20 protein-coding genes are annotated in these 19,674 nt (G+C 70.6%); 15 read left to right on the forward strand and 5 right to left on the reverse strand.

All coding sequences use genetic code 11. The features are described from left to right. Positions 1–41: 41 nt before the first annotated feature. The 6 genes from NJE57_RS08620 to NJE57_RS08645 all read left to right on the forward strand — a co-directional run bounded on the left by NJE57_RS08620 (position 42) and on the right by NJE57_RS08645 (position 5,213). Positions 42–836, forward strand: coding sequence for an enoyl-CoA hydratase family protein (locus tag NJE57_RS08620; protein ID WP_319027990.1), 795 nt, complete (start codon positions 42–44; stop codon positions 834–836). A gap of 68 nt (positions 837–904) precedes the next feature. Beyond that, positions 905–1,762 carry a CoA transferase subunit A gene (locus NJE57_RS08625; protein ID WP_413464392.1) on the forward strand — a complete coding sequence of 286 codons (858 nt, stop codon included), beginning with the start codon at positions 905–907 and terminating at the stop codon, positions 1,760–1,762. Continuing rightward, a complete protein-coding gene (locus NJE57_RS08630) occupies positions 1,762–2,556 on the forward strand; it encodes a CoA-transferase (protein WP_319027992.1) in 795 nt (264 codons plus the stop codon). Before NJE57_RS08625 ends, NJE57_RS08630 begins: the two co-directional genes overlap by 1 nt. Next, complete coding sequence (locus NJE57_RS08635; protein ID WP_319027993.1) at positions 2,553–3,635, forward strand: NAD(P)H-dependent flavin oxidoreductase; 1,083 nt, start codon at positions 2,553–2,555, stop codon at positions 3,633–3,635. The genes NJE57_RS08630 and NJE57_RS08635 overlap by 4 nt, the downstream gene beginning before the upstream one ends. A 109-nt stretch (positions 3,636–3,744) precedes the next feature. Continuing rightward, a complete protein-coding gene (locus NJE57_RS08640; RefSeq protein ID WP_319027994.1) occupies positions 3,745–4,299 on the forward strand; it encodes a hypothetical protein in 555 nt (184 codons plus the stop codon). A 227-nt stretch (positions 4,300–4,526) separates the two neighbouring features. Further along, a complete protein-coding gene (locus NJE57_RS08645; protein WP_319027995.1) occupies positions 4,527–5,213 on the forward strand; it encodes a hypothetical protein in 687 nt (228 codons plus the stop codon). 70 nt (positions 5,214–5,283) lie between these two features. Here the strand turns inward: NJE57_RS08645 and NJE57_RS08650 are convergent, their stop codons facing one another. Together NJE57_RS08650 and NJE57_RS08655 are read right to left on the reverse strand one after the other, a co-directional pair. Next, complete coding sequence (locus NJE57_RS08650) at positions 5,284–6,453, reverse strand: acetyl-CoA C-acetyltransferase (RefSeq protein ID WP_319027996.1); 1,170 nt, start codon at positions 6,451–6,453, stop codon at positions 5,284–5,286. Between the two features lie 43 nt (positions 6,454–6,496). Beyond that, complete coding sequence (locus tag NJE57_RS08655; protein ID WP_319027997.1) at positions 6,497–7,078, reverse strand: TetR/AcrR family transcriptional regulator; 582 nt, start codon at positions 7,076–7,078, stop codon at positions 6,497–6,499. A gap of 70 nt (positions 7,079–7,148) precedes the next feature. Here NJE57_RS08655 and NJE57_RS08660 point away from each other — a divergent pair, with 70 nt between their 5' ends. After that, positions 7,149–7,961, forward strand: coding sequence for a hypothetical protein (locus NJE57_RS08660; RefSeq protein ID WP_319027998.1), 813 nt, complete (start codon positions 7,149–7,151; stop codon positions 7,959–7,961). A 27-nt stretch (positions 7,962–7,988) separates the two neighbouring features. On the opposite strand, the gene NJE57_RS08665 is transcribed toward NJE57_RS08660, so the two are convergent. Next, positions 7,989–8,795, reverse strand: a complete 807-nt coding sequence (locus NJE57_RS08665) for an SDR family oxidoreductase (RefSeq protein WP_319027999.1) — start codon at positions 8,793–8,795, stop codon at positions 7,989–7,991. Beyond that, positions 8,792–10,024: an acyl-CoA dehydrogenase family protein gene (locus NJE57_RS08670; protein ID WP_319028000.1), complete on the reverse strand. Its 1,233-nt coding sequence runs from the start codon at positions 10,022–10,024 to the stop codon at positions 8,792–8,794. The genes NJE57_RS08665 and NJE57_RS08670 overlap by 4 nt, the downstream gene beginning before the upstream one ends. A 78-nt stretch (positions 10,025–10,102) precedes the next feature. On the opposite strand from NJE57_RS08670, the gene NJE57_RS08675 reads away from it, so the two are divergent. From NJE57_RS08675 to NJE57_RS08710, 8 genes are all read left to right on the forward strand, one after another. Further along, complete coding sequence (locus NJE57_RS08675; protein WP_319028001.1) at positions 10,103–10,957, forward strand: mycofactocin-coupled SDR family oxidoreductase; 855 nt, start codon at positions 10,103–10,105, stop codon at positions 10,955–10,957. Positions 10,958–10,999: 42 nt separating this feature from the next. Continuing rightward, positions 11,000–12,571 carry a FadD3 family acyl-CoA ligase gene (locus NJE57_RS08680; protein WP_319028002.1) on the forward strand — a complete coding sequence of 524 codons (1,572 nt, stop codon included), beginning with the start codon at positions 11,000–11,002 and terminating at the stop codon, positions 12,569–12,571. Next, the gene (locus NJE57_RS08685; protein ID WP_319028003.1) at positions 12,568–13,344 is read left to right on the forward strand and encodes an SDR family NAD(P)-dependent oxidoreductase; all 777 of its coding nucleotides are present in this window, start codon (positions 12,568–12,570) and stop codon (positions 13,342–13,344) included. The genes NJE57_RS08680 and NJE57_RS08685 overlap by 4 nt, the downstream gene beginning before the upstream one ends. A 92-nt stretch (positions 13,345–13,436) precedes the next feature. Further along, complete coding sequence (locus NJE57_RS08690) at positions 13,437–14,366, forward strand: enoyl-CoA hydratase (RefSeq protein ID WP_319028004.1); 930 nt, start codon at positions 13,437–13,439, stop codon at positions 14,364–14,366. Positions 14,367–14,370: 4 nt separating this feature from the next. After that, complete coding sequence (locus NJE57_RS08695) at positions 14,371–15,540, forward strand: acyl-CoA dehydrogenase family protein (protein WP_319028005.1); 1,170 nt, start codon at positions 14,371–14,373, stop codon at positions 15,538–15,540. A 17-nt stretch (positions 15,541–15,557) separates the two neighbouring features. Then, entirely contained in the window at positions 15,558–16,544 is a 987-nt protein-coding gene (locus NJE57_RS08700) for an acyl-CoA dehydrogenase (protein ID WP_319028006.1), read from the forward strand. Beyond that, positions 16,541–17,659, forward strand: a complete 1,119-nt coding sequence (locus NJE57_RS08705; protein ID WP_319028007.1) for an acyl-CoA dehydrogenase family protein — start codon at positions 16,541–16,543, stop codon at positions 17,657–17,659. Before NJE57_RS08700 ends, NJE57_RS08705 begins: the two co-directional genes overlap by 4 nt. Positions 17,660–17,669: 10 nt before the next feature. After that, positions 17,670–18,491, forward strand: coding sequence for an inositol monophosphatase family protein (locus NJE57_RS08710; RefSeq protein ID WP_319028008.1), 822 nt, complete (start codon positions 17,670–17,672; stop codon positions 18,489–18,491). Here the strand turns inward: NJE57_RS08710 and NJE57_RS08715 are convergent. Beyond that, complete coding sequence (locus tag NJE57_RS08715) at positions 18,488–19,669, reverse strand: sulfotransferase family protein (RefSeq protein WP_413464387.1); 1,182 nt, start codon at positions 19,667–19,669, stop codon at positions 18,488–18,490. The genes NJE57_RS08710 and NJE57_RS08715 overlap by 4 nt on opposite strands. Positions 19,670–19,674: the final 5 nt, after the last annotated feature.

A 19,674-nucleotide genomic window follows, 5' to 3' on the forward strand; every position in this document is an offset into this window, starting at 1 on the left:
CCGACCGCTGAAGCACAGCGGCGGCGTGCGAAGGGAGCACCATGGGCATCAGTGTCGACAAGGGAGCAGACGGCATCGCGACCGTCACCGTCGACTTTCCCCCTGTCAACGCCATCCCGTCCGCGGGATGGTTCGAACTCGGCGAGCAGATACTCGCCGCGGGTCGCGATCCGGAGGTCCACGTCGTGATCCTCCGGTCCGAGGGCCGGGGATTCAACGCGGGCGTCGACATCAAGGAGATGCAGAACTTCGAGGGCTTCGACCACCTGCTGGCCGCGAATCGAGGGTGCTACGTGGCCTTCAACGCCGTGTACGAGTGCGCGGTCCCGGTGATCGCGGCGGTGGGCGGCTTCTGCGTGGGCGGCGGCATCGGCCTGGTCGGCAACGCGGACTGCATCGTCGCCTCCGACGACGCGGTGTTCGGCCTGCCCGAGGTGGACCGGGGAGCGCTCGGCGCCGCCACCCACCTGGCACGCATGGTCCCGACGCACATGATGCGCACGCTGTACTTCACCTCCCGCAACGTCACCGCCCAGCAACTCCACTCCTGGGGGACGGTGTACGAGGTGGTCCCCCGCGACCGGCTCGACGCGGCGGCGCGGGACCTCGCGGAGACGATCGCCGCCAAGGACACCCGGGTGATCCGCGCGGCAAAGGAAGCCATCAACCACATCGACCCGGTGGACGTGAAGACCTCGTACCGCATGGAACAGGGATTCACCTTCGAGCTCAACCTCGCCGGCGTGGCCGACGAGCACCGCGACGAGTTCGTCACGTCCGGCCGGAACCTGGACAGACGAGACAAGAGCACCGAGAGGACGGGCGAGAACAAGTGACGACGACCCCCACCCCGCGCGACAAGCGCACCAGTCTCGACGAGGCCGTGGGGCGCCTCTCCAGCGGCATGACCATCGGCATCGGCGGTTGGGGCTCGCGGCGCAAGCCGATGGCCCTCGTCCGGGCGATCCTGCGTCGCGAGGACCTGACCGACCTCACCGTCGTCTCTTTCGGTGGACCGGACCTCGGGCTCCTCTGCTCGGCCGGAAAGGTCTCGAAGGCCTACTACGGCTTCGTCTCCCTGGACTCCGCACCGTTCTACGACCCGTGGTTCGCGCGTCGCCGGACCGAGGGGGCGATCGACTCCCGCGAGATGGACGAGGGCATGGTCCGCGCGGGACTCACCGCCGCGGCGCACCGGCTGCCGTTCCTCCCCACACGGGCGGGCCTCGGCTCGGACGTGTTCCGGTTCTGGGGTGACGAACTCAAGACCGTCGACTCGCCCTACCAGGTGGACGGCAGGACCGAGACCCTGGTGGCGATGCCCGCCCTGCGCCTGGACGCCGCCCTGATCCACCTCGACAAGGCCGACAAGCACGGCAACGCGGCGTTCACGGGCGTCGACGGCTACTTCGACGACCTCTACGCGATGTCCGCGGACACCGTCCTACTCGAGGTCGACGAGGTCGTGGACTCGGCGGACACGCTGATGACCGAGGTGGGTCCGCAGCGCATGCTGCTCTCGCGCATGTTCGTCGACACCGTCTCCGAGGCACCGAACGGCGCCCACTTCACCTTTGCCGGCGGCTACGGCCGTGACGAGGCGTTCCAGAAGCACTACGCCACCTCCGCCAAGGACGACGCGTCCTGGGAGGCGTTCGTCTCCGAGTTCCTGTCCGGGTCCGAGGAGGACTACCAGAAGGCGGTCACCGCGTTCGCGGAGAAGGTCGCCGCCGAGAAGGCCGCCCAGAAGGGAGCCAAGTGATGTCCGACGACACGACCCAGTCCGCCTCAGAGCCCGCCACCGAGCCCGCAACCAGGGCCGAGTACTGCGCCATCGCGTGTGCGGAGATCTTCGCCGGGGCCGGCGAGATCTTCGCCTCCCCCATGACCCCGATGGCCACCATCGGGGCCCGCCTCGCGCGGCTCACCACCGAGCCCGACCTACTCATCACCGACGGCGAGTACCGCTTCCTCGGCCAGACACCGCCGCTGGGCAAGACCATCGACTACGAGGGGTACATCCCGTTCCCCCGCGTGTTCGACGTGCTCCAGGCCGGCACCCGCCACGTCGTGATGGGGGCCAACCAGATCGACCGGTTCGGCAACCAGAACCTGTCGGCCTTCGGGGACGACGTCCAGAAGCCCGGTCGCCAGATGTTCGGCCTGCGGGGCGCCCCCGGCAACTCGATCAACCACTCCACCAGCTACTGGGTGGGCAAGCACTCCAGCCGGGTGTTCACCGAGAAGGTCGACATCATCTGCGGAGTGGGCTACGACCGCTACGACGAGGGCGATCCCGCATTCCGCTACCACCACATCCACCGCGTGGTCTCCAACCTGGGCGTGTTCGACTTCGGCGGCGCCGATCGCAGCATGCGCGCGGTGAGCCTCCACCCGGGCGTCACCGCGGACGAGGTCGCGGATAACACCGGCTTCGAGATCGAGGGCCTGGCCGAGGCCGGCGTCACCCGTGACCCGTCCGCCGAGGAACTGCGGATCATCCGAGAGGTGCTGGACCCGCGCGGGTTCCGTGACCGTGAGGTGCCGGCCGCGTGAGCGCTCCGACCATCACCACGGCCTTCACCGAGCTCGTCGGCGTCGAGTACCCGATCGTCCAGACCGGCATGGGCTGGGTCTCCGGACCCGAGCTCACCGCCGCGACCGCCAACGCCGGTGGACTGGGGATCATCGCCTCCGCAACGATGACCTACGCCGAGCTCGAGCACGCCATCGTGCGGACCAAGAAGCTGACGGACAAGCCGTTCGGGGTCAACCTCCGGGCGGACGCCGCGGACGCCGCCGAGCGGTGCGAGCTGATGATCCGTCACGGGGTGAAAGTCGCGTCGTTCGCCCTGGCGCCCAAGCCGGAACTGATCGCCCGGTTGAAGGAGAACGGCCTCGTCGTCGTCCCCTCGATCGGCGCGGCGAAGCACGCCGTCAAGGTGGCCTCCTGGGGCGCCGACGCGGTGATCGTCCAGGGCGGCGAGGGCGGCGGGCACACCGGCCAGGTCGCCACGACACTCCTGCTGCCGAGCGTCGTCGACGCGCTCGGCGGCGCGGGCAACACCTCGATCCCGGTGGTGGCGGGCGGCGGGTTCTTCGACGGCCGCGGACTGGTGGCCGCGCTGTCCTACGGCGCCGCCGGCGTCGCGATGGGCACCCGGTTCCTGCTCACCAGCGACTCCCGCGTGCCGGATGCGGTCAAGAAGCAGTATCTCGAGCGGGGACTGCAGGACACCGTGGTGTCCACCCGGGTCGACGGCATGCCGCACCGCGTCCTGCGCACCGGCCTGGTCAACGCGCTCGAGTCGGGAAGCCCCGTCAAGGGGTTGGTGGCGGCCGTGCAGAACGCCAACAAGTTCAAGTCCATGACGGGCATGAAGTGGCAGGCGCTCGCCAAGGACGGCCTCAACATGAAGAAGGCCTCCGACCGCACGTGGCAACAGATCGTCATGGCGGCCAACACCCCGATGCTGCTGAAGGCCGGCCTGGTGGAGGGCAACACCGAGGCGGGCGTTCTGGCCTCCGGACAGGTGGTGGGGATGATCGAGGACCTTCCCAGCTGCGACGAGCTGATCCAGCGGATCATGACGCAGGCGTTGGAGCGATTGGCGGTGCTTCGCGGGCTGCAATAGCAGGGTCGAGCACCCTTACACACCGGTCAACGAGTGGTACCGTCGTTGTGATCCAACTCACATGCTGGGGCTGTCCGGGCTTCTCCCGACCGCCCCAAGGAGGACCGCCATGGCTGCTCCCCAAACCGCCGCCCGTACGGCCGCCGTCCTCGGCGCCGCCACAGCCCTGACCGTCGCCGGGGCCGGCGCCGCGATGGCCACCATCACCGCCCCGGACATCAACGGCGAAGCCCGCACGGTGTCCGTGTCCTTCACACTCGAGGAGGGCCAGTCGTCGGACCTCTGTGGGGCCGTTCTCACCCCGGCCGCGTCGGCCCCCCGGGTCGCGGCCGAGTTCGCAGGAGGCGACCTGCGAGCCATCTTCGGACTACTGGCGGAAGACCCCAATGTCATCATGTTAGAAAGCGGGGGACTCGTAAGGCTCCCGTTCGTGACGCCGAACCGGTTGCCTTTGGTCGGCTCCCCCACCGGGACGGTCTCGGCGAACGACGTCCGGCCAGACGTCTACGCTCTCGTGAGCATTTGCCTCTCGGATCGGGAGAACCCCGAGATCAGGCCCGTCGTTATGGGCAACCCGCTCGAGGCCGCCCAGGGCAGCCTCGAGACGGGGTCCGCCGAGCTCGACATCTTTGTCGAGGATCTCCTGGACGAGTACGGCAGCTGATCCAGCGGATCATGACGCAGGCGCACGAGCGGTTGGAGTCCCTCCACCATCTCGGCTGAGACCCCATAAGACACACTGATCACTCCCGTAACGTACCCGCCGACCTCGAGGTCGGCGGGTGCGGCCATGTTCGGCCAATCAGTCCATGCTCAGGTAATTCTTGGCCTACTCTGAGAGTCGTTGCCCGCCTCCCGCGGACACGACCCCCACACCCTCAGGAGAACTCTATGACCGCCCCCCGCACCGCCGTCCGCACGGCCGCCGTCCTCGGCGCCACCGCCGCCCTCACCGTCGCCGGCGCCGGCGCCGCGTTCGCCGCCACCCCCACCGCGCCCGCGGTGGACGGCAACACCGTCTCCGTCACGTTCGAGAACGACGGCCTCGGCGACGTCGACACCTGTGTCGCCGCGGTGGTCCCCACGTCCAGCGCGCCGGCGCTCGCTGCGCAGCTCGAGGCGCTCTCGAACCTGGACCTCAACGCGATCGGTGACCTGATCAACGGCAACTCCGACGTGACGTTCCTCCAGACCTCCGGCCTCGTGCCCACCCCGCTCGCCAATGTGACGTTGGGCGACGTCACGGTCTCGGCCACGGTGGACTCCAACGTGTACGCGGTGGTCACCTACTGCCTGCTCGGCGACCCGGACATCGCAGGGCCCGTGCTCGTCGGCGATCCCGCCGAGGCGATCGAGGGCAGCATCGGCGGCCTGTCGACCGAGGACACCCTCGGAACGCTCTCCGCCGCCACCGGCGAGGGCGATGACAGCGGCCTCGGCAGCGTCCTCGGCCTGCTCGGCGGCGGCGAGGCCGGCGGCGAGCTCGGTCTCGACGCCCTGTCCTCCGCCATGGGCGGCGAGGCCGGTGGCGAGCTCAACCTCGACACCCTCTCCGCGGCCGGCGACACCGCGAACTGACAGCACACGCGCAAGGGCCCCGCACCGGGTGGTGCGGGGCCCTTCTCGTGGGCGCGTGGGGCGGGGGCCTCTAGGTGTCCAGGCGCTCGATGATCGTCACGTTGGCGGTGCCGCCGCCCTCGCACATGGTCTGCAGGCCGTAGCGGCCGCCGGTGCGCTCGAGCTCGTTCAACAGGGTCGCGAACAGCTTGGCCCCGGTGGCGCCGAGCGGGTGACCGAGTGCGATGCCGCCGCCGTTGGGGTTCACCCGGGCCGGGTCGGCGCCGATCTCCTTGATCCAGGCCAGCACGACGGGCGCGAAGGCCTCGTTGATCTCCACCACGTCGATGTCGTCGATCGTCAGACCCGCCTTATCCAGGGCCCACCGGGTCGCGGGGATCGGTGCGGAGAGCATCATCACCGGGTCGTCGCCGCGCACGGTCAGGTGGTGGATCCGGGCACGCGGTGTCAGGCCGTACTTCTCCACGGCCTCGGCGGACGCGAGCAGGCCCGCCGACGCGCCGTCGCAGATCTGCGACGCCACCGCGGCGGTCAGCGAGCCCCCCTCGGCGAGAGCCGGCAGCGAGGCCATCTTCTCGAGGGTGGTCTCCCGGGTGGTCTCGTCCGCCTCGAGCCCGGCCAGCGGGACGTACTCGGCCGCGAAGCGCCCCTCGGCGATCGCCGCGCGGGCGCGGGTGTGGGACTGCAGGGCCCACTCCTCCATCTCCGCGCGCGAGATCTCCCATTCGTCGGCCATCATCTGCGCGCCGTTGAACTGGGAGATCTCCTGGGAACCGAAACGTTCGACCCACCCGGTGGACCCGGTGAACGGATCATCGAACCCGTACTCGCGACCCGCCAGCATGGCGGACGAGATGGGCAGGGCGCTCATGTTCTGCACGCCGCCGAACAGCACCACGTCCTGGGTGCCGGACATGATGGCCTGTGCACCGAAGTGGATGGCCTGCTGGCTGGAGCCGCACTGCCGGTCGATCGTGGTGCCGGGGACACCGAGCGGCATCCCGGCGGCCAGCCACGCGGACCGGGCGATGTTGCCGGCCTGGGGTCCGATGGCGTCCACGCAGCCGAAGATCACGTCGTCGACGACCTCGGGGTCGATGCCCGTGCGCTCCACCACGGAGCGGATGACGTGCGCGCCCAGATCGGCCGGGTGCAGGCCGGACAGGCTCCCGCCGCGTTTGCCCACAGGGGTCCGGACGGCGTCGATCACGTAGGCCTCGCGGCCGGTCACGCTGGTCATATGTCTCCTCGTGGGGGATGAGATCTAGATAGGGGTCGGGATGTCAGTCGACGGCGAGGCCGTCGAGCACGATGTGCAGGTACTGGTCCGCGATCACGGCGTGGTCGTTGGCGTCCTCCGGCCGATACCAGCGCACGGCCACCCAGACGGTGTCCCGCAGGAACCGGTAGGTGAGCCTGATGTCGAGGTCGGAGCGGAACTCACCCGATTCCATCCCCCGGCGGAGCACGTCGGTCCACATCTCGCGGAACTCGGTGTTGCGCTCGCGGAGGTAGGCGAATGCGGGGTTGCCGCGGAGATGCTTGAGCTCGTCCTGGTAGATCGCCACCTCGTCCCGGTGGCGGTGGATGGCCTCGAACGACACGCGGACCAGCCCCTCGAGCGTCTGGCGGGGGGACGACCCCGCGTCGACGATCCGGCGGTAGTCGCCGAAGAGGGAGTCGAGGAAACTCCGGAGGATCTCGTCTACGATCGCCTCCTTGGACGCGAAGTGGTGGTACAGGCTGCCCGAGAGGATCCCGGCCGCGTCCGCGATGTCCCGCACGGTGGTGGCACGGAGGCCGCGCTCGGCGAAGAGCGCGGCGGCGATCGCCAGGAGCTCTTCACGTCTGGTCGTGCTGGTCATGCCGCCCACAGTACCAACCAAGCACTTGCTAGGTACAGCCTGCCGTCGCCGTCTGCCTAGACTCCCCACCATGCGCTCCACCACCCGGCCCCAGCCGCGCCGAGCCGGCCGCCGCGTCCTCGCGGCCTCGGCGGCGTTCGGCCTCGCCCTGAGCCTGACCGCGTGCACGATCGGTCAGACCGACGACGACGAGGCCAGCCCGGGCTCGACGTCGGCGCCCGCGTCGACCTCACAGGAGCAGAACCCGGAGGAACCGCAGCCGGGCGCCCCGGACACGCCCGACACCCCGGAGGCGGGCGTGGACCAGCTGGTCCTGAACGCCGAGGACGCCCCGGATCTCGGCCTGGCCCCCGTCTCCACCGAGGACATCACCGGCGGGGTCGGGGCACTCGAGGACATCGCCGCCGGGGTCCGCGTCGAGCCGGAGCGGTGTGCGGACTTCAACCAGGACTCCTTCCTCGCCCAGGCGGAACCGGGCGCGATGGCCGTCCAGGCGGGTCAGCGCGGCGACACCGCGTACGCCGTGTCGGTGACGACCGTCACCGAGAGCCTGCCCGAGCGCGGCCGGCTCATCGCCGACTGCCCCACCATGACGGTCACGATCCCCCTCCAGGGGACCGAGGTCACGACCCTGGCCGAGAACTCCCTGCTGCCGCTGGAGGCCCCGGAGGGCGTGGAGCACTTCGCGGCCATCTCGCAGTCCAACGCCATGGACATGATGGGCCAAGAGGTGCGCACGGGCAACGTCCTGCTCACCGGGGTCGTCCGGGGGATCGGCGTGTCCGTCACCGCCGCGAACGGCGCGGGCCCGGTCTCCGACGCGGACCGCGACACCGCCATGGACACCTTCGTCAGGCAGGTCGAGAAGATCCGGGGCGCCTGACCGGGAACGCGCGCGGCGAGGGGCGCCTCAGGCCCGCTGGGACGAGATGGAGACGACCTCGCCGGTGAGGTAGGTGGTGTAGTCGCTGGCGAGCATGGCGATGGTCGCGGCGACCTCCCACACCTCGGCGGCGCGCCCGAAGGCCTCCTTGGAGGCCAGCTCGTCCAGCAGTTCGGCCGAGGCCGACTTCTCGAGGAACGGGTGCCGGGCGATGGAGGGGGCGATCGCGTTGATGCGCACGCCGTAGTCCGCACCCTCGATGGCCGAGCACCGGGTCAGGGCCATGACGCCGGCCTTGGCCGCCGCGTAGTGCGCCTGCGCCCGCTGCGCGCGCCAGCCGAGCACCGAGGCGTTGTTGACGATCACGCCGCCATGGGGTGCGTCGCGGAAGTAGCGCAGCGCGGCGCGGGTGGCGCGGAACGTGCCGTTCAAGGTGATGTCCAGGACGCGGTCCCAGTCCTCGTCGGTCATGTCCACGAGCTCGCCCTCGCCACCGAACCCGGCGTTGTTGACCAGCACGTCGACCCGGCCGAGCTTCTCCGCGGCGCCGGCGATCAGGCCGTCGACGTCCGAGGTCGACTGGACGTTGCACGTGATGGCCTCGAACTGCTGGTCGGGGAACTCCGCGGCCAGCGCGTCGCGGGCCTCGTTCATCCGGCGCTCGTGGAAGTCGGACACGAGCACGTCCGCGCCCTCGAGAGCGGCCCGGCGGGCGGCGGAGAAGCCGATACCGGTGCCGGCGGCCGCGGTCACCACGACCTTCCTGCCCGTGAGCAGCCCGTGGCCCGGGGTCTCCTCGGGAACTCGTGCGAGGGGGGACTTGTGCTGGGTCATGACGGCCTGGCCTCTCGGGGTAGTCCGAGCACGCGCTCGGAGATGATGTTGCGCTGGATCTCGTTGGATCCGCCGTAGATGGTGTCGGAGCGGGTGAACAGGAAGAGCCGTTGCCACTGCGCCAGCTCGAGGTGCTCCGGGTCGTGCAGGTCGACGGCGCCGCCCTCGGAGTCGTGGGTGGGCCCGGTGAGCGACTCCGCACCCTGGACCTCCATGGCCAGCTCACCCAGGTCGCGGTGCCAGTTGGCCCACAGCAGCTTGGCCGCGGAGGCGGTGCCCCCTGAGGCGTCGCGCCCGGCGAGGGTGCGCAACGCGTGGGCGCGGATCACCTTGAGCCCGACCCACGCGCGGGTGATCCGCTCGCGCACCGCGGGAACCCCGGCGCTGCCGTTGGCGTGGGCCATCTCCACGAGCTGGTCGAGCTCGCGGGCGAAGCCGACCTGCTGGCCGAGCGTGGAGACCCCGCGCTCGAACTCGAGCAGGGTCATGGCCACCTTCCAGCCCTCGCCCCGCTCCCCCACGATCATCCCGGCGTCGGTGACGGCGTCGTCGAAAAAAACCTCGTTGAACTCGGATGTCCCGGTGAGCTGCTGGATGGGACGGATCTCCACGCCCGGCTGGTCCAGCGGCACCAGGAGGAAGCTCAGGCCCTTGTGCCGACTGGTGCCCTCCTCGGTGCGCGCCACGACGAACACCCACTGGCTCAGGTGCGCCAGGGAGGTCCAGACCTTCTGCCCGTCGAGATGCCACTTCCCGTCCTCGTCCAGCCTGGCGGTGGTGGACACGTTGGCCAGGTCCGACCCCGCCCCCGGCTCGGAGTATCCCTGCGCCCACAGTTCGGTGATGTCGATGATCCGGGGCAGGAAGCGGTCCTTCTGCTCCTGCGTGCCGTGGGCGATGAGCGTGGGGCCGAGCAACGTCTCTCCCAGGTGGGAGACCCGCGCCGGGGCGTCGGCCTTCGCGTACTCCTCGTGGAACCGCACCTGCTGGCTCAGGGACGCACCACGGCCGCCGTACTCGACCGGCCATCCCACGCAGGTCCACCCGGCCTCGGCCATATGCCGCTCCCAGGCCAGACGGCGCGCGAAGAACTGGTGCTCGCTGCCGGGCCCGCCGGCGCCCTTGATCTCGGCGAAATCCCCCTGGAGGTTGGCGTCCAGCCATGTGCGGAACTCCGCGGCGAACTCGTCGTCGGTCAACTCCGAGGCCGGCCTGGTGCTCTGGGTCATGCGGCCACACTACCAAGCACTTGCTTGGTTCGCCGGAACCGCCCGCCGTCGCCCCCCGCGTCGCGTTGGATGTCCCGTATGAACTCACCCGTCAAGCCCCTGGCCGGCAAGGTCGCATTCGTCACCGGAGCCGCCCGGGCCCAGGGCCGGGCCCACGCGGTCCGCCTGGCCTCAGAAGGAGCCGACGTCGTCGTCACCGACATCTGCGCGCCGGTGTCCGGGTCCGTCTCCTACCCGGCACCCACACCGGACGACCTCGCCGAGACCGTCCGACTGGTCGAGGAGACCGGACGCAAGGCCCTCTCGGCCGTCATCGACATCCGGGAACTCGGCCCACTCCAGGACCTGGTCGCCCGCACCGTCGCCACCTTCGGCCGACTCGACATCCTCGTCGCCAACGCCGGCATCCTCAGCTGGGGTCGGCTGTGGGAGCTGCCGGAGGACGACTGGGACATGGTCATCGGCGTCAATCTGAGCGGCACGTGGCGGACGATCCGCGCGGCCGTGCCGGCGATGATCGAGGCGGGCAACGGCGGGTCGATCATCATCGTCAGCTCGTCGGCGGGACTCAAGGCCACGCCGGGGAACGGGCACTACTCGGCCTCCAAGGCCGGACTGGTGGCGCTGACCAACTCACTCGCTCTCGAGGCCGGTGAGTACGGCATCCGCGTCAACTCCATCCACCCCTACTCGGTGGACACGCCGATGATCGACCCCGACGGGATGGCGGAACTCTTCGGCCGGTTCCCGTCGTTCCTGCACAGCTTCTCGCCGATGCCCCTCAAGGACGCACGCAAGGACGGCGCCAGCACCCTGGCGGACTTCATGCCTCCCGAGGAGGTCGCCGACGTGGTGTCCTACCTGGCCGGCGACGGGTCCCGATCGATCTCGGGAGTCCAGATCCCGTTCGACCGGGGCGCGCTCAAGTACTGAGCGGGGGGACAGACCAAGCATTTGCTTGGTACGGTGCAGCACATGAGCACCGCCGTCGAGACAACCCCCGCCGCTCTCCGCCGGGCGGCAGAGCAGTGGCCGGACCGCGAGGCGATCGCGGACATCCAGACCGGCCACGCCACCCGCTGGACGTGGTCGCAGCTGCTCGACGAGGTCCGGCGGTTCGCGGCCGGGCTCGTCGCGCGTGGGGTGGAGAAGGACGACAGGGTGGTGATCTGGGCGCCCAACACCCGCCACTGGATCGTCGCCGCGCTCGGCGTCCAGTTCGCGGGAGCGGCGGTGGTCCCCGCCAACACCCGCTACACCGGTAGCGAGACCCTCGAGCTCATCCAGCGCACCCATGCAGTGGCGGCGGTGGTCGCCGGCACGTTCCTGGGTTCCGAGCGGATCGCCGACCTGACCGCGGCGGCCGGAGGCAGTCTGTCCGGGGCGACGGGGTTGCGCACGATCGTGCGGATCCCCCTCGACGGCGGGGACACCGCGACCGCCGACCTCGCCGTAGTCGACGTCACCGACCTCCAGGCGCAGGCCTCCGACTCCTCGCTCGCCGAGGCCGACGCCCGCGCCGACGCGGTGACCGGTGACGACGTGGCCGACATCCTGTTCACCTCCGGCACCACCGGCAGGAGCAAGGGCGTGGTGGCGCTGCACCGCCAGACGATCGCCGGCTCCCGCGCGTGGGGTTCGAACGGCGGGCTCACCGAGCAGGACCGCTACCTCATCGTCAACCCGTTCTTCCACAGCTTCGGCTACAAGGCGGGCTTCCTGGTGTGCACCTTGTTCGGCGCGACCGTCATCCCACTGGCCGTGTACTCCCCCACCGAGGCGATGCGTCTGGTCCAGAGCGAACGGGCCACGGTCCTGCCGGGCGCGCCGACGATCTTCCAGACCATCCTCGACGCCCCCGACCGCGCGGAGTTCGACCTGTCCTCCCTGCGCCTGGCCGTCACCGGGGCGTCTGTCGTGCCGGTCGTGCTGGTCGAGCGCATGCAGTCCGACCTGGGGCTGGAGACGGTCCTGACCGCGTACGGCCAGACCGAGACGATGGGCTTCATCACCACCACCACCGCGGACGACGACGACGTCACCGTGGCCACCACCTGCGGTCGCGCGTACCCGGGCATGGAGATCCGGATCGGGGAGCACGGCGAGATCCTCACGCGCGGTGAGATGGTCATGCAGGGCTACCTCGACGATCCCGAGAACACCGCGAAGACCATCGAGCCGGACGGGTGGCTGCACACCGGCGACGTCGGGGAGATAGACGCGCGGGGCAACCTGCGCATCACCGACCGCCTGAAGGACATGTACATCACCGGTGGGTTCAACGTGTACCCCGCCGAGATCGAGCAGGCCCTCGCGCGCATCGACGGAGTGGTCGAGTCCGCGGTGATAGGCGTGCCCGACGAGCGCATGGGCGAGGTCGGCAAGGCCTTCATCGTCCGCCGGGAAGGGTCGGACCTCACCGAGCAGCACGTCCTGGACTTCACGGCCGAGCACCTGGCCAACTTCAAACGGCCCCGGACGGTGGAGTTCGTCGAGGCCTTCCCGCGCAACGCCTCGGGCAAGATCCTCAAGACCGACCTGCGATGAGCGCTCCCGCGGTCGGCGCCGGTGCGGTCCTGGTCACCGGCGCCTCCGGCGGCATCGGCGGTGCGGTCGCCCGGCGCCTGGCGGCCGAGTTCCCGGGGGCGCCGTTGGCTCTCGGTTACCGCTCGAGGAAGCCGGAGGACCTGGCGGAGGAACTGGGGGCGGAGACCGTGCGCCTGGCGCCGGGCCTCGGTGGCGGCGACGACGACGGCGACGACGAGGTGGCCGCCGCGATCGACGGGATCGGCTCCCGGCACGGCGGGATAGCCGTCCTCGCGCACTGTGCCGGACCGCACGTGCCCATGGTCCACCTGTCCCGGACCAGCCCCGCCGAACTGCGCGCCCAGCTGGACGCGGACGCCGCCGGGTTCTTCGCGATCGTGCACCCCGCGCTGCCGCACCTGCGCGCGGCGGGCGGCAACGTCGTCGTCGTCACCACCGCCGCCACCACCCGCTACCCGGTCCGGGACGGTCTGTCCGCGGCCCCCAAGGGGGCGGTCGAACAGCTGGCGCGGGCCCTGGCGGCCGAGGAGGGCAGGTTCGGGGTGCGCGTGAACTGCGTGGGCCCGGGGATGCTCACCGACGGGATGGCCGAGCGACTGATCTCCTCCGGCGACCTCGACGAGCGGGCGCTGGAGATCACCCGCGGCAACATCCCGCTGCGGCGGTTCGGCACCGCCGTCGACATCGCGGAGGCGGTGGCGTTCCTGGCCTCGGAGCGGGCGGGCTTCATCTCGGGCCAGAAACTCGACGTCGACGGTGGCTACGGCGTCTGAACGACGGTGGTTACGGCGTCTGGATCCGCTCGCGCGCAGGAGTCCGGTACAGTACCAACCAAGCACTTGCTAGGTAAGGAGAACCGCAGCTCATGACCGATGCACAGATCCCCCCGGTCCTCGAGGTCGACGACCTCGGACCGGACACGCAGCCGGTCGCCTATGAGGCCTCCGGCGGTACCGCGTACGTCACGCTCAACCGCCCCGATTTCCGCAACGCGCAGAACTCGGTCATGACCTACTCGCTGGACAACGCCTTCATCAAGGCCGTCGAGGACGACTCGGTCAAGGTGATCGTGTTGCGCGCCAACGGCAAGCACTTCTCCGCCGGGCACGACATCGGGACCACCGAGCGCGACCACCACGTGCAGTACCCCAACCGCGCCTCGATCTGGTGGGACCACACCACCCGGGGCGGCGGCGACCGCCGATTGGCACGCGAGACCGAGGTCTACGTCCAGATGTGCCGGCGCTGGCGCGAGATCCCCAAGCCGGTGATCGCCCAGGTCCACGGCGCGTGCATCGCCGGCGGTCTCATGCTGGCCTGGGTCTGCGACTTCATCGTGGCCTCCGACGACGCCTTCTTCTCCGACCCCGTGGTCAAGATGGGCATCCCGGGCGTCGAGTACTTCGCCCACGCCTTCGTCCTGGGTCCGCGACGCGCCAAGGAGATCCTCTACACCGGTCGCAGGTTCGGCGCGGCCGAGGCGCTGGAGTGGGGCATGCTCAACCACGTCGTTCCACGCGAGGAGCTCCAGGCCAAGGTCGACTCCATCGCGGACGAGATCAAGGCGATGCCCCCCTTCGGTCTCACGCTGACCAAGAAGGTCATCAACTCCAACGAGGACCAGATGGGCCTGCAGACCTCGCTGGACTCCGCGTTCGGGTGGCACATGTTCGCCCACTCGGCCAACGCCGAACCCGACGACACCGACTCGTTCTCCGCCTCGCTGGGGGGAATGGACGCGCGCTCGATGCGGGACAGTGCCAACAAGGGCTCGACCGGGAAGACGGAGGGCTGACGTCGTGGATCTGGATCTTGACGCCTCGACCCAGGAGTTCCGCCTTGAGGTTCGCGACTGGCTCGCCGCCAACGTGCCCACCGAACCCTTGCCGCACATGGACACCCGCGAGGGGTTCGAGGCGCACCGCGAGTGGGAGCGGACGATGGCCGACGCCCGCATGTCGGTCGTGTCCTGGCCCGAGGAGTTCGGCGGCCGCGACTGCGGACTGGTCAACTGGGTGGTCTTCGAGGAGGAGTACTTTCGCGCCGGCGCCCCGCTCCGCGTGAGCCAGAACGGCATCTTCCTGCTCGCCCCCACGCTGTTCGACCACGCCTCCCCCGAGCAGCTCGCCGTGATCATGCCGCGCATGGCCCGCGCCGACGACATCTGGGCGCAGGCCTGGTCCGAGCCCGAGGCCGGCTCCGACCTCGCCTCACTACGCTCCACGGCGAAGAGGGTCGACGGCGGCTGGGTCCTCAGCGGCCAGAAAGTGTGGTCCACCCGCGCCTCCTTCGCCGACCGGGGCTTCGGCCTGTTCCGCACCGACCCGGACGAGCCCCGCCACAAGGGACTGACCTACTTCATGTTCGACCTGCGGGCCGACGGCGTCACCGTACGACCGATCGACCAGCTCGACGGCCTGCCCGGCTTCGCCGAGCTCTTCCTCGAGGACGTCTTCGTCGCGGATGATCCAGCACACCCGGCCTCCTCCGGTGTGATCGGTGAGGTCAACCAGGGGTGGAAGGTGGCCATGTCCACCGCCAACAACGAGCGCGGCCTCTCCCTGCGCTCCCCCGGCCGGTTCCTCGCCACCACCGACCGGCTGCTCGACCTGTGGGGCTCGGCCGAGGCGGACCTCGACGAGCGCACCCGCGGTGCACTGGCCGATCGCGTGGTGGACGCCTGGATCGGCTCGCGCGCCTACGAGCTCAGTACCTGGAACACCGTCACCAAGCTGACCGGCGGGGCCAACCTGGGTTTCGAGTCCTCGATCAACAAGGTCTTCTGGTCGAACTGGGACATCGCCACCCACGAGACCGCCCTGGACGTCCTCGGCACCGCGGGCGAACTCGCGGGAGAGCAGTGGATGGACGGGTACCTGTTCGCCCTCGCCGGGCCCATCTACGCGGGCACCAACGAGGTCCAGAAGAACATCATCGCCGAGCGCCTCCTCGGCCTCCCACGCGGCTGACGGGACTGGAGAGCACCATGAGATTCGCACTCGATCCCGAGATCGTCGACTTCGCGGCGAGCATCGACTCGCTACTGGTCAGATCCGACGTGCCGTCGGTCATCCGCGCCTGGAGCGCCGGTGACACCGACCCCGGCACGGCGGTGTGGAGCCGTGTCGCCGAGACCGGCGTCGCCGCACTGTTGGTCACCGAGGAGTCGGGCGGCGCAGGCGCATCGGCCGTGGAAGCCGTCGTCGCCCTGGAGGTCCTGGGCCGCCACGCCGTCCCCGGACCGGTCGTGGAGTCGGTCATGGTGGCGCCCCGCATCGCGGCCGCACTCCGGGAGACCACCCCCGACATCGCCGGCGAGCTGGCCGGCGGTGCGCTCGCGTCGGTCGCCGTCCCCGGCGTCTCGCCGTTCGCCCCGGACGCCCACGTCGCCGCACACCTGTGGGTCGCCGACGACGACGCCGTGTTCACCGGCACGGCCGGCGACGGTCGCCGGTCGGTCGACCGGGCGCGCACCGTGTTCACCCCGCAGCGCGGGGAGCGGGTCGCCTCCGCCTCCACCGTGGACCTGGTCAACCACGGCGCGCTCGGCACCGCGGCCCAGCTCATGGGCCTGGGGCAGGCGATGCTCGACATGAGCGTGGACTACGCCAAGCAGCGCTCGCAGTACGGCAAGGTCATCGGCCAGTACCAGGCGCTCAAGCACCAGCTGGCCGAGGTCGCGATCGCGATCGAGATGGCCCGCCCGCTGCTGTGGGCGGGCGCACTCGCGGTGGCCGGGAACCCGGACGACCCGCACGCCGCCGCACGCGACGTCTCCGCCGCCCGCGTGGCCGTCGCCGACGCCGCCCACCTCTCCGCCCGCACCGCCCTGCAGATCCACGGCGCGATCGGCTACACCCTCGAGCACGACCTGGGGCTGTGGCTCACCAAGACCCGTGCCCTGCAGTCGGCGTGGGGAACACAGAGCTACCACCGAGGACGGGTCCTGGACAGCCTGGAGCGCGCGCGATGACGACGACCACCGCCCCCGGGGTCGACACCGACGAGCAGGCCGCCCTGCGTGACTCGGTGGCCGCGCTGCTGACCAAGCGCTCCGACCCGGCCGCGGTGCGCGCGGCCTTCGCCTCGCCGGACGGCTACGACCCCGCCCTGTGGTCCACGCTGTGCGAGCAGATCGGCGCGGCCGCGCTGTCCATCCCCGAGCGGTACGACGGTGCGGGTGCCACCTGGGTGGAGACCCACCTGGTGTGCGAGGAGCTGGGCCGACGACTGACCCCCTCGCCGTTGCTCGGTTCGGCCGTCCTGTCCGCGCAGGCCGTGCTGGCCGCCGGGGACGACGCGGCCTGCGCGCGGATCCTGCCCGGCATCGCCGCCGGCGAGCAGGTCGCCCTCTGCTGGGCGTCGAAGGGCGGCTGGTCGACACCAGGAGTTCGCGCGACCGGGGACACACTCACGGGGACCGCCCACCACGTCCTGGGCGCCGACATCGCCTCGTCGCTTCTCGTGTTGGCCCTCACCGGGCACACCGTGGCGCTGTTCGAGGTCCCCGCCCACGCGGACGGGGTCACCATCTCGCGCGTCCCGGTCATGGATCCCACCCGCACGATGGCCCGCGTCGAGTTCGAGTCCGTCGCCGCGACCCCGATCCCGACCCGTCCCAGCTTCCTTCCCCGCCTGCGCGCCGCGGGGTGGGCGGCGATCTCCGCCGAACAGATCGGGGCCGCGCGGGCCGTCCTGGAGGCGACCGTGGCGTACACGCAGGAGCGCAAGCAGTTCGGCCGCGCCATCGGCTCCTTCCAGGCTCTCAAGCACCGGATGGCCGACATGTACGTCAGGGCCGAGACCGCGGCGTCGCTGTCCTATTCGGCCGCCGCGTCGGTCGCCGAGGCCCAGGACGGCCCCGACGAGATCGCGTACGCCGCCGAGATCGAGGCCGCCGCCGCCAAGGTGTACTGCTCCGAGGCGCTGCAGTGGATCGCCGGAGAGTCCATCCAACTCCACGGTGGCGTGGGGATCACGTGGGAGTACGACGCCCACCTGTACTTCAAACGCGCCCACGGCACGGCCCAGTTGCTCGGCCAACCCCACGAGATCCTCACTGCACTGGAGGCCGCCGCGGGCCTCTAGAATCGCCTGTATGAGCCCCTTCCCCGAGCACGGACGTACCAACGACCAACGACTCGCCGAAGATCTGGCGGCCCAGGCCGGGCGGCTGCTCACCGACCTCCGGGTCTCCCGGGTCCCCGCGGAGGAACTGGCCGAGTTCGCCGAGGGTGAGGCCCGCGCCGTCATGGTGGACCGGCTCTCCGTGGCCCGTCCCGACGACGTCGTCTTTGGCGAATGGAACCCGGATTCGCGCGCCCGCCTCGAGGCCGACCGGGTGTGGATGATCGACCCGCTGGACGGCGTCCGCTCGTATCGCACCGAGGGCCGCCCCGACTGGGCGGTACACGTGGCCCTGTGGGAGAAGGACCCGGAGGGCGTCGGCGGGATCACCGCCTGCGCGATCGCCATGCCCGCCTACGGGCGGGTGATCACCGGCCGCGGCGCCACCACCTATCAGCCGGCCTCCATCATCCGCGGTCCGCGTCCCGGGCCGCTGGTCCCCCCGCGGGAGGACGACCGCCTGCGCATCGCCGTCTCGGAGGCCGAGCCCCCGGAATTCTCGGAGGAACTCGCCGAGGCGCTCGGTGCCTCCCTCGCCCGCCTCGGCTCGGGCGGCGGCAAGACCGCCACCGTGGTGGAGGACGAGTGCGACGCCTACATCCACACCAGCGGACACCACCAGTGGGATTCGGCCGCGACGTACGGCGTGGTCCGCCAACGCGGCCTGCACGCCAGCCGACTCGACGGTTCCGAGCTGGTCTACAACAGCGAACAGAACGAGTTCCCCGACCTGCTCGTCTGCAAGGAGGACGTGGCGGACCGCATCATCGAGGCGGTCCGGCCGTACCTCTAGCGCTCCAACCCCCGGTAGCCCGCGAACCGCTCGGCGATCTGCTCCTCGTTCAGCCCGTAGTCGGCCAGCGTGTAGCGGTGCGCGGGCGCCCGGTCGCCGGACAGGCTCTTCTCGTTCTCGCTCTCGACCGCCTCCCGGACCCCCTCGTCCAGCCCGGTGCCGACCGCGGCGTACACACGTTCCACCACTCCCGCCGGGTCCTCGATGAGCTCGCGGTGCTCGACGTCGACGAAGGTCGCCCTCGACGCCGGGTCCGCCTCGTGCCGGGCGCGGGCCGTGTCGAACTCGGCCACGCCCCGCGCCCACAGGTCGAGCTGCGAGGACCCGATGTACTCCGGGGTGAAGCGGGTCGACCAGTCCGCGGCGGTCCGGTGCGCCAGCGAGAACATCGACGCCATGGACTTGCGCGGATCGCGGTGGGTCTGCACCACCACGGCGTCCGGGTACACCTCCAGCAGCGCGTCGAGCGCGAACAGGTGGCTGGGGTTCTTGAGCACCCAGCGACGTCCGGGGTCGTCCGCGCCGATCAGCTGCAGGTTGCGCTTGTGCCGCCGGTAGGCGGGCACCCAGTCCACGCCCTCCAGCCATCTGGAGTATCCGTCGAGCCTGCTCAGGCACTCGTACGAGGCCGACGTGGCGGACTGGCGCAGCAGCTGCCAGCACTCCTCCAGGTCGTCGGCGGAGATGTAGTGCACGCCGCCGTAGTCGGGGTTCTCCGACATGAAGCCGGCGTACAGATCCCGCAGTCCGCGGTAGGTGGGGTCGTCCTCCCACTGCTCCCGGGGTGGCCGCGGCTTGGGCACTTCCGTGAGCCACAGTTCCAACCCCTGGTTGGCGGGGTCGGCGCCGAGGAGCCGGTGCAGCGCCGTGGTGCCGGTCCGGGGAAGCCCGGTGACGACGACGGGCCGCTCGATCTCGACGTCCGCCTGGGCCGGGCCCGCCGCGAAACCCGCCTGCGAGACGAGCCGGGCGACCATCGCGCCCTTGAGCACGGACCGCCAGTACTTGCTGCCGGCCGGGGTGAGCCCGGCGTCGGAGTGCAGCGAGTCGAGCAGCACACCCAGCGCCTCGCGGTGACGGTCCTCCCCGTCCCCGAAGTCCTCGAGTCCGACGGCCCGCGAGGCGCTCGCGTGGAGGTCGTCGACGGTCCCGACGTGGACCCGGTCCGCGTCATTCACGATCG

This window comes from Dietzia sp. PP-33 (assembly GCF_033790845.1).
In the GTDB taxonomy this organism is placed as follows: domain Bacteria; phylum Actinomycetota; class Actinomycetes; order Mycobacteriales; family Mycobacteriaceae; genus Dietzia.

Coding starts and splice junctions, on each gene's coding strand:
- NJE57_RS08705 (WP_319028007.1), top strand. CDS start 16,541: ATGACGACGACCACCGCCCCCGGGGTCGACACCGACGAGCAGGCCGCC.
- NJE57_RS08650 (WP_319027996.1), bottom strand. CDS start 6,453: ATGACCAGCGTGACCGGCCGCGAGGCCTACGTGATCGACGCCGTCCGG.
- NJE57_RS08710 (WP_319028008.1), top strand. CDS start 17,670: ATGAGCCCCTTCCCCGAGCACGGACGTACCAACGACCAACGACTCGCC.
- NJE57_RS08680 (WP_319028002.1), top strand. CDS start 11,000: ATGAGCACCGCCGTCGAGACAACCCCCGCCGCTCTCCGCCGGGCGGCA.
- NJE57_RS08670 (WP_319028000.1), bottom strand. CDS start 10,024: ATGACCCAGAGCACCAGGCCGGCCTCGGAGTTGACCGACGACGAGTTC.
- NJE57_RS08625 (WP_413464392.1), top strand. CDS start 905: ATGACCATCGGCATCGGCGGTTGGGGCTCGCGGCGCAAGCCGATGGCC.
- NJE57_RS08630 (WP_319027992.1), top strand. CDS start 1,762: ATGTCCGACGACACGACCCAGTCCGCCTCAGAGCCCGCCACCGAGCCC.
- NJE57_RS08675 (WP_319028001.1), top strand. CDS start 10,103: ATGAACTCACCCGTCAAGCCCCTGGCCGGCAAGGTCGCATTCGTCACC.
- NJE57_RS08665 (WP_319027999.1), bottom strand. CDS start 8,795: ATGACCCAGCACAAGTCCCCCCTCGCACGAGTTCCCGAGGAGACCCCG.
- NJE57_RS08690 (WP_319028004.1), top strand. CDS start 13,437: ATGACCGATGCACAGATCCCCCCGGTCCTCGAGGTCGACGACCTCGGA.
- NJE57_RS08660 (WP_319027998.1), top strand. CDS start 7,149: ATGCGCTCCACCACCCGGCCCCAGCCGCGCCGAGCCGGCCGCCGCGTC.
- NJE57_RS08620 (WP_319027990.1), top strand. CDS start 42: ATGGGCATCAGTGTCGACAAGGGAGCAGACGGCATCGCGACCGTCACC.
- NJE57_RS08645 (WP_319027995.1), top strand. CDS start 4,527: ATGACCGCCCCCCGCACCGCCGTCCGCACGGCCGCCGTCCTCGGCGCC.
- NJE57_RS08700 (WP_319028006.1), top strand. CDS start 15,558: ATGAGATTCGCACTCGATCCCGAGATCGTCGACTTCGCGGCGAGCATC.
- NJE57_RS08640 (WP_319027994.1), top strand. CDS start 3,745: ATGGCTGCTCCCCAAACCGCCGCCCGTACGGCCGCCGTCCTCGGCGCC.
- NJE57_RS08655 (WP_319027997.1), bottom strand. CDS start 7,078: ATGACCAGCACGACCAGACGTGAAGAGCTCCTGGCGATCGCCGCCGCG.
- NJE57_RS08685 (WP_319028003.1), top strand. CDS start 12,568: ATGAGCGCTCCCGCGGTCGGCGCCGGTGCGGTCCTGGTCACCGGCGCC.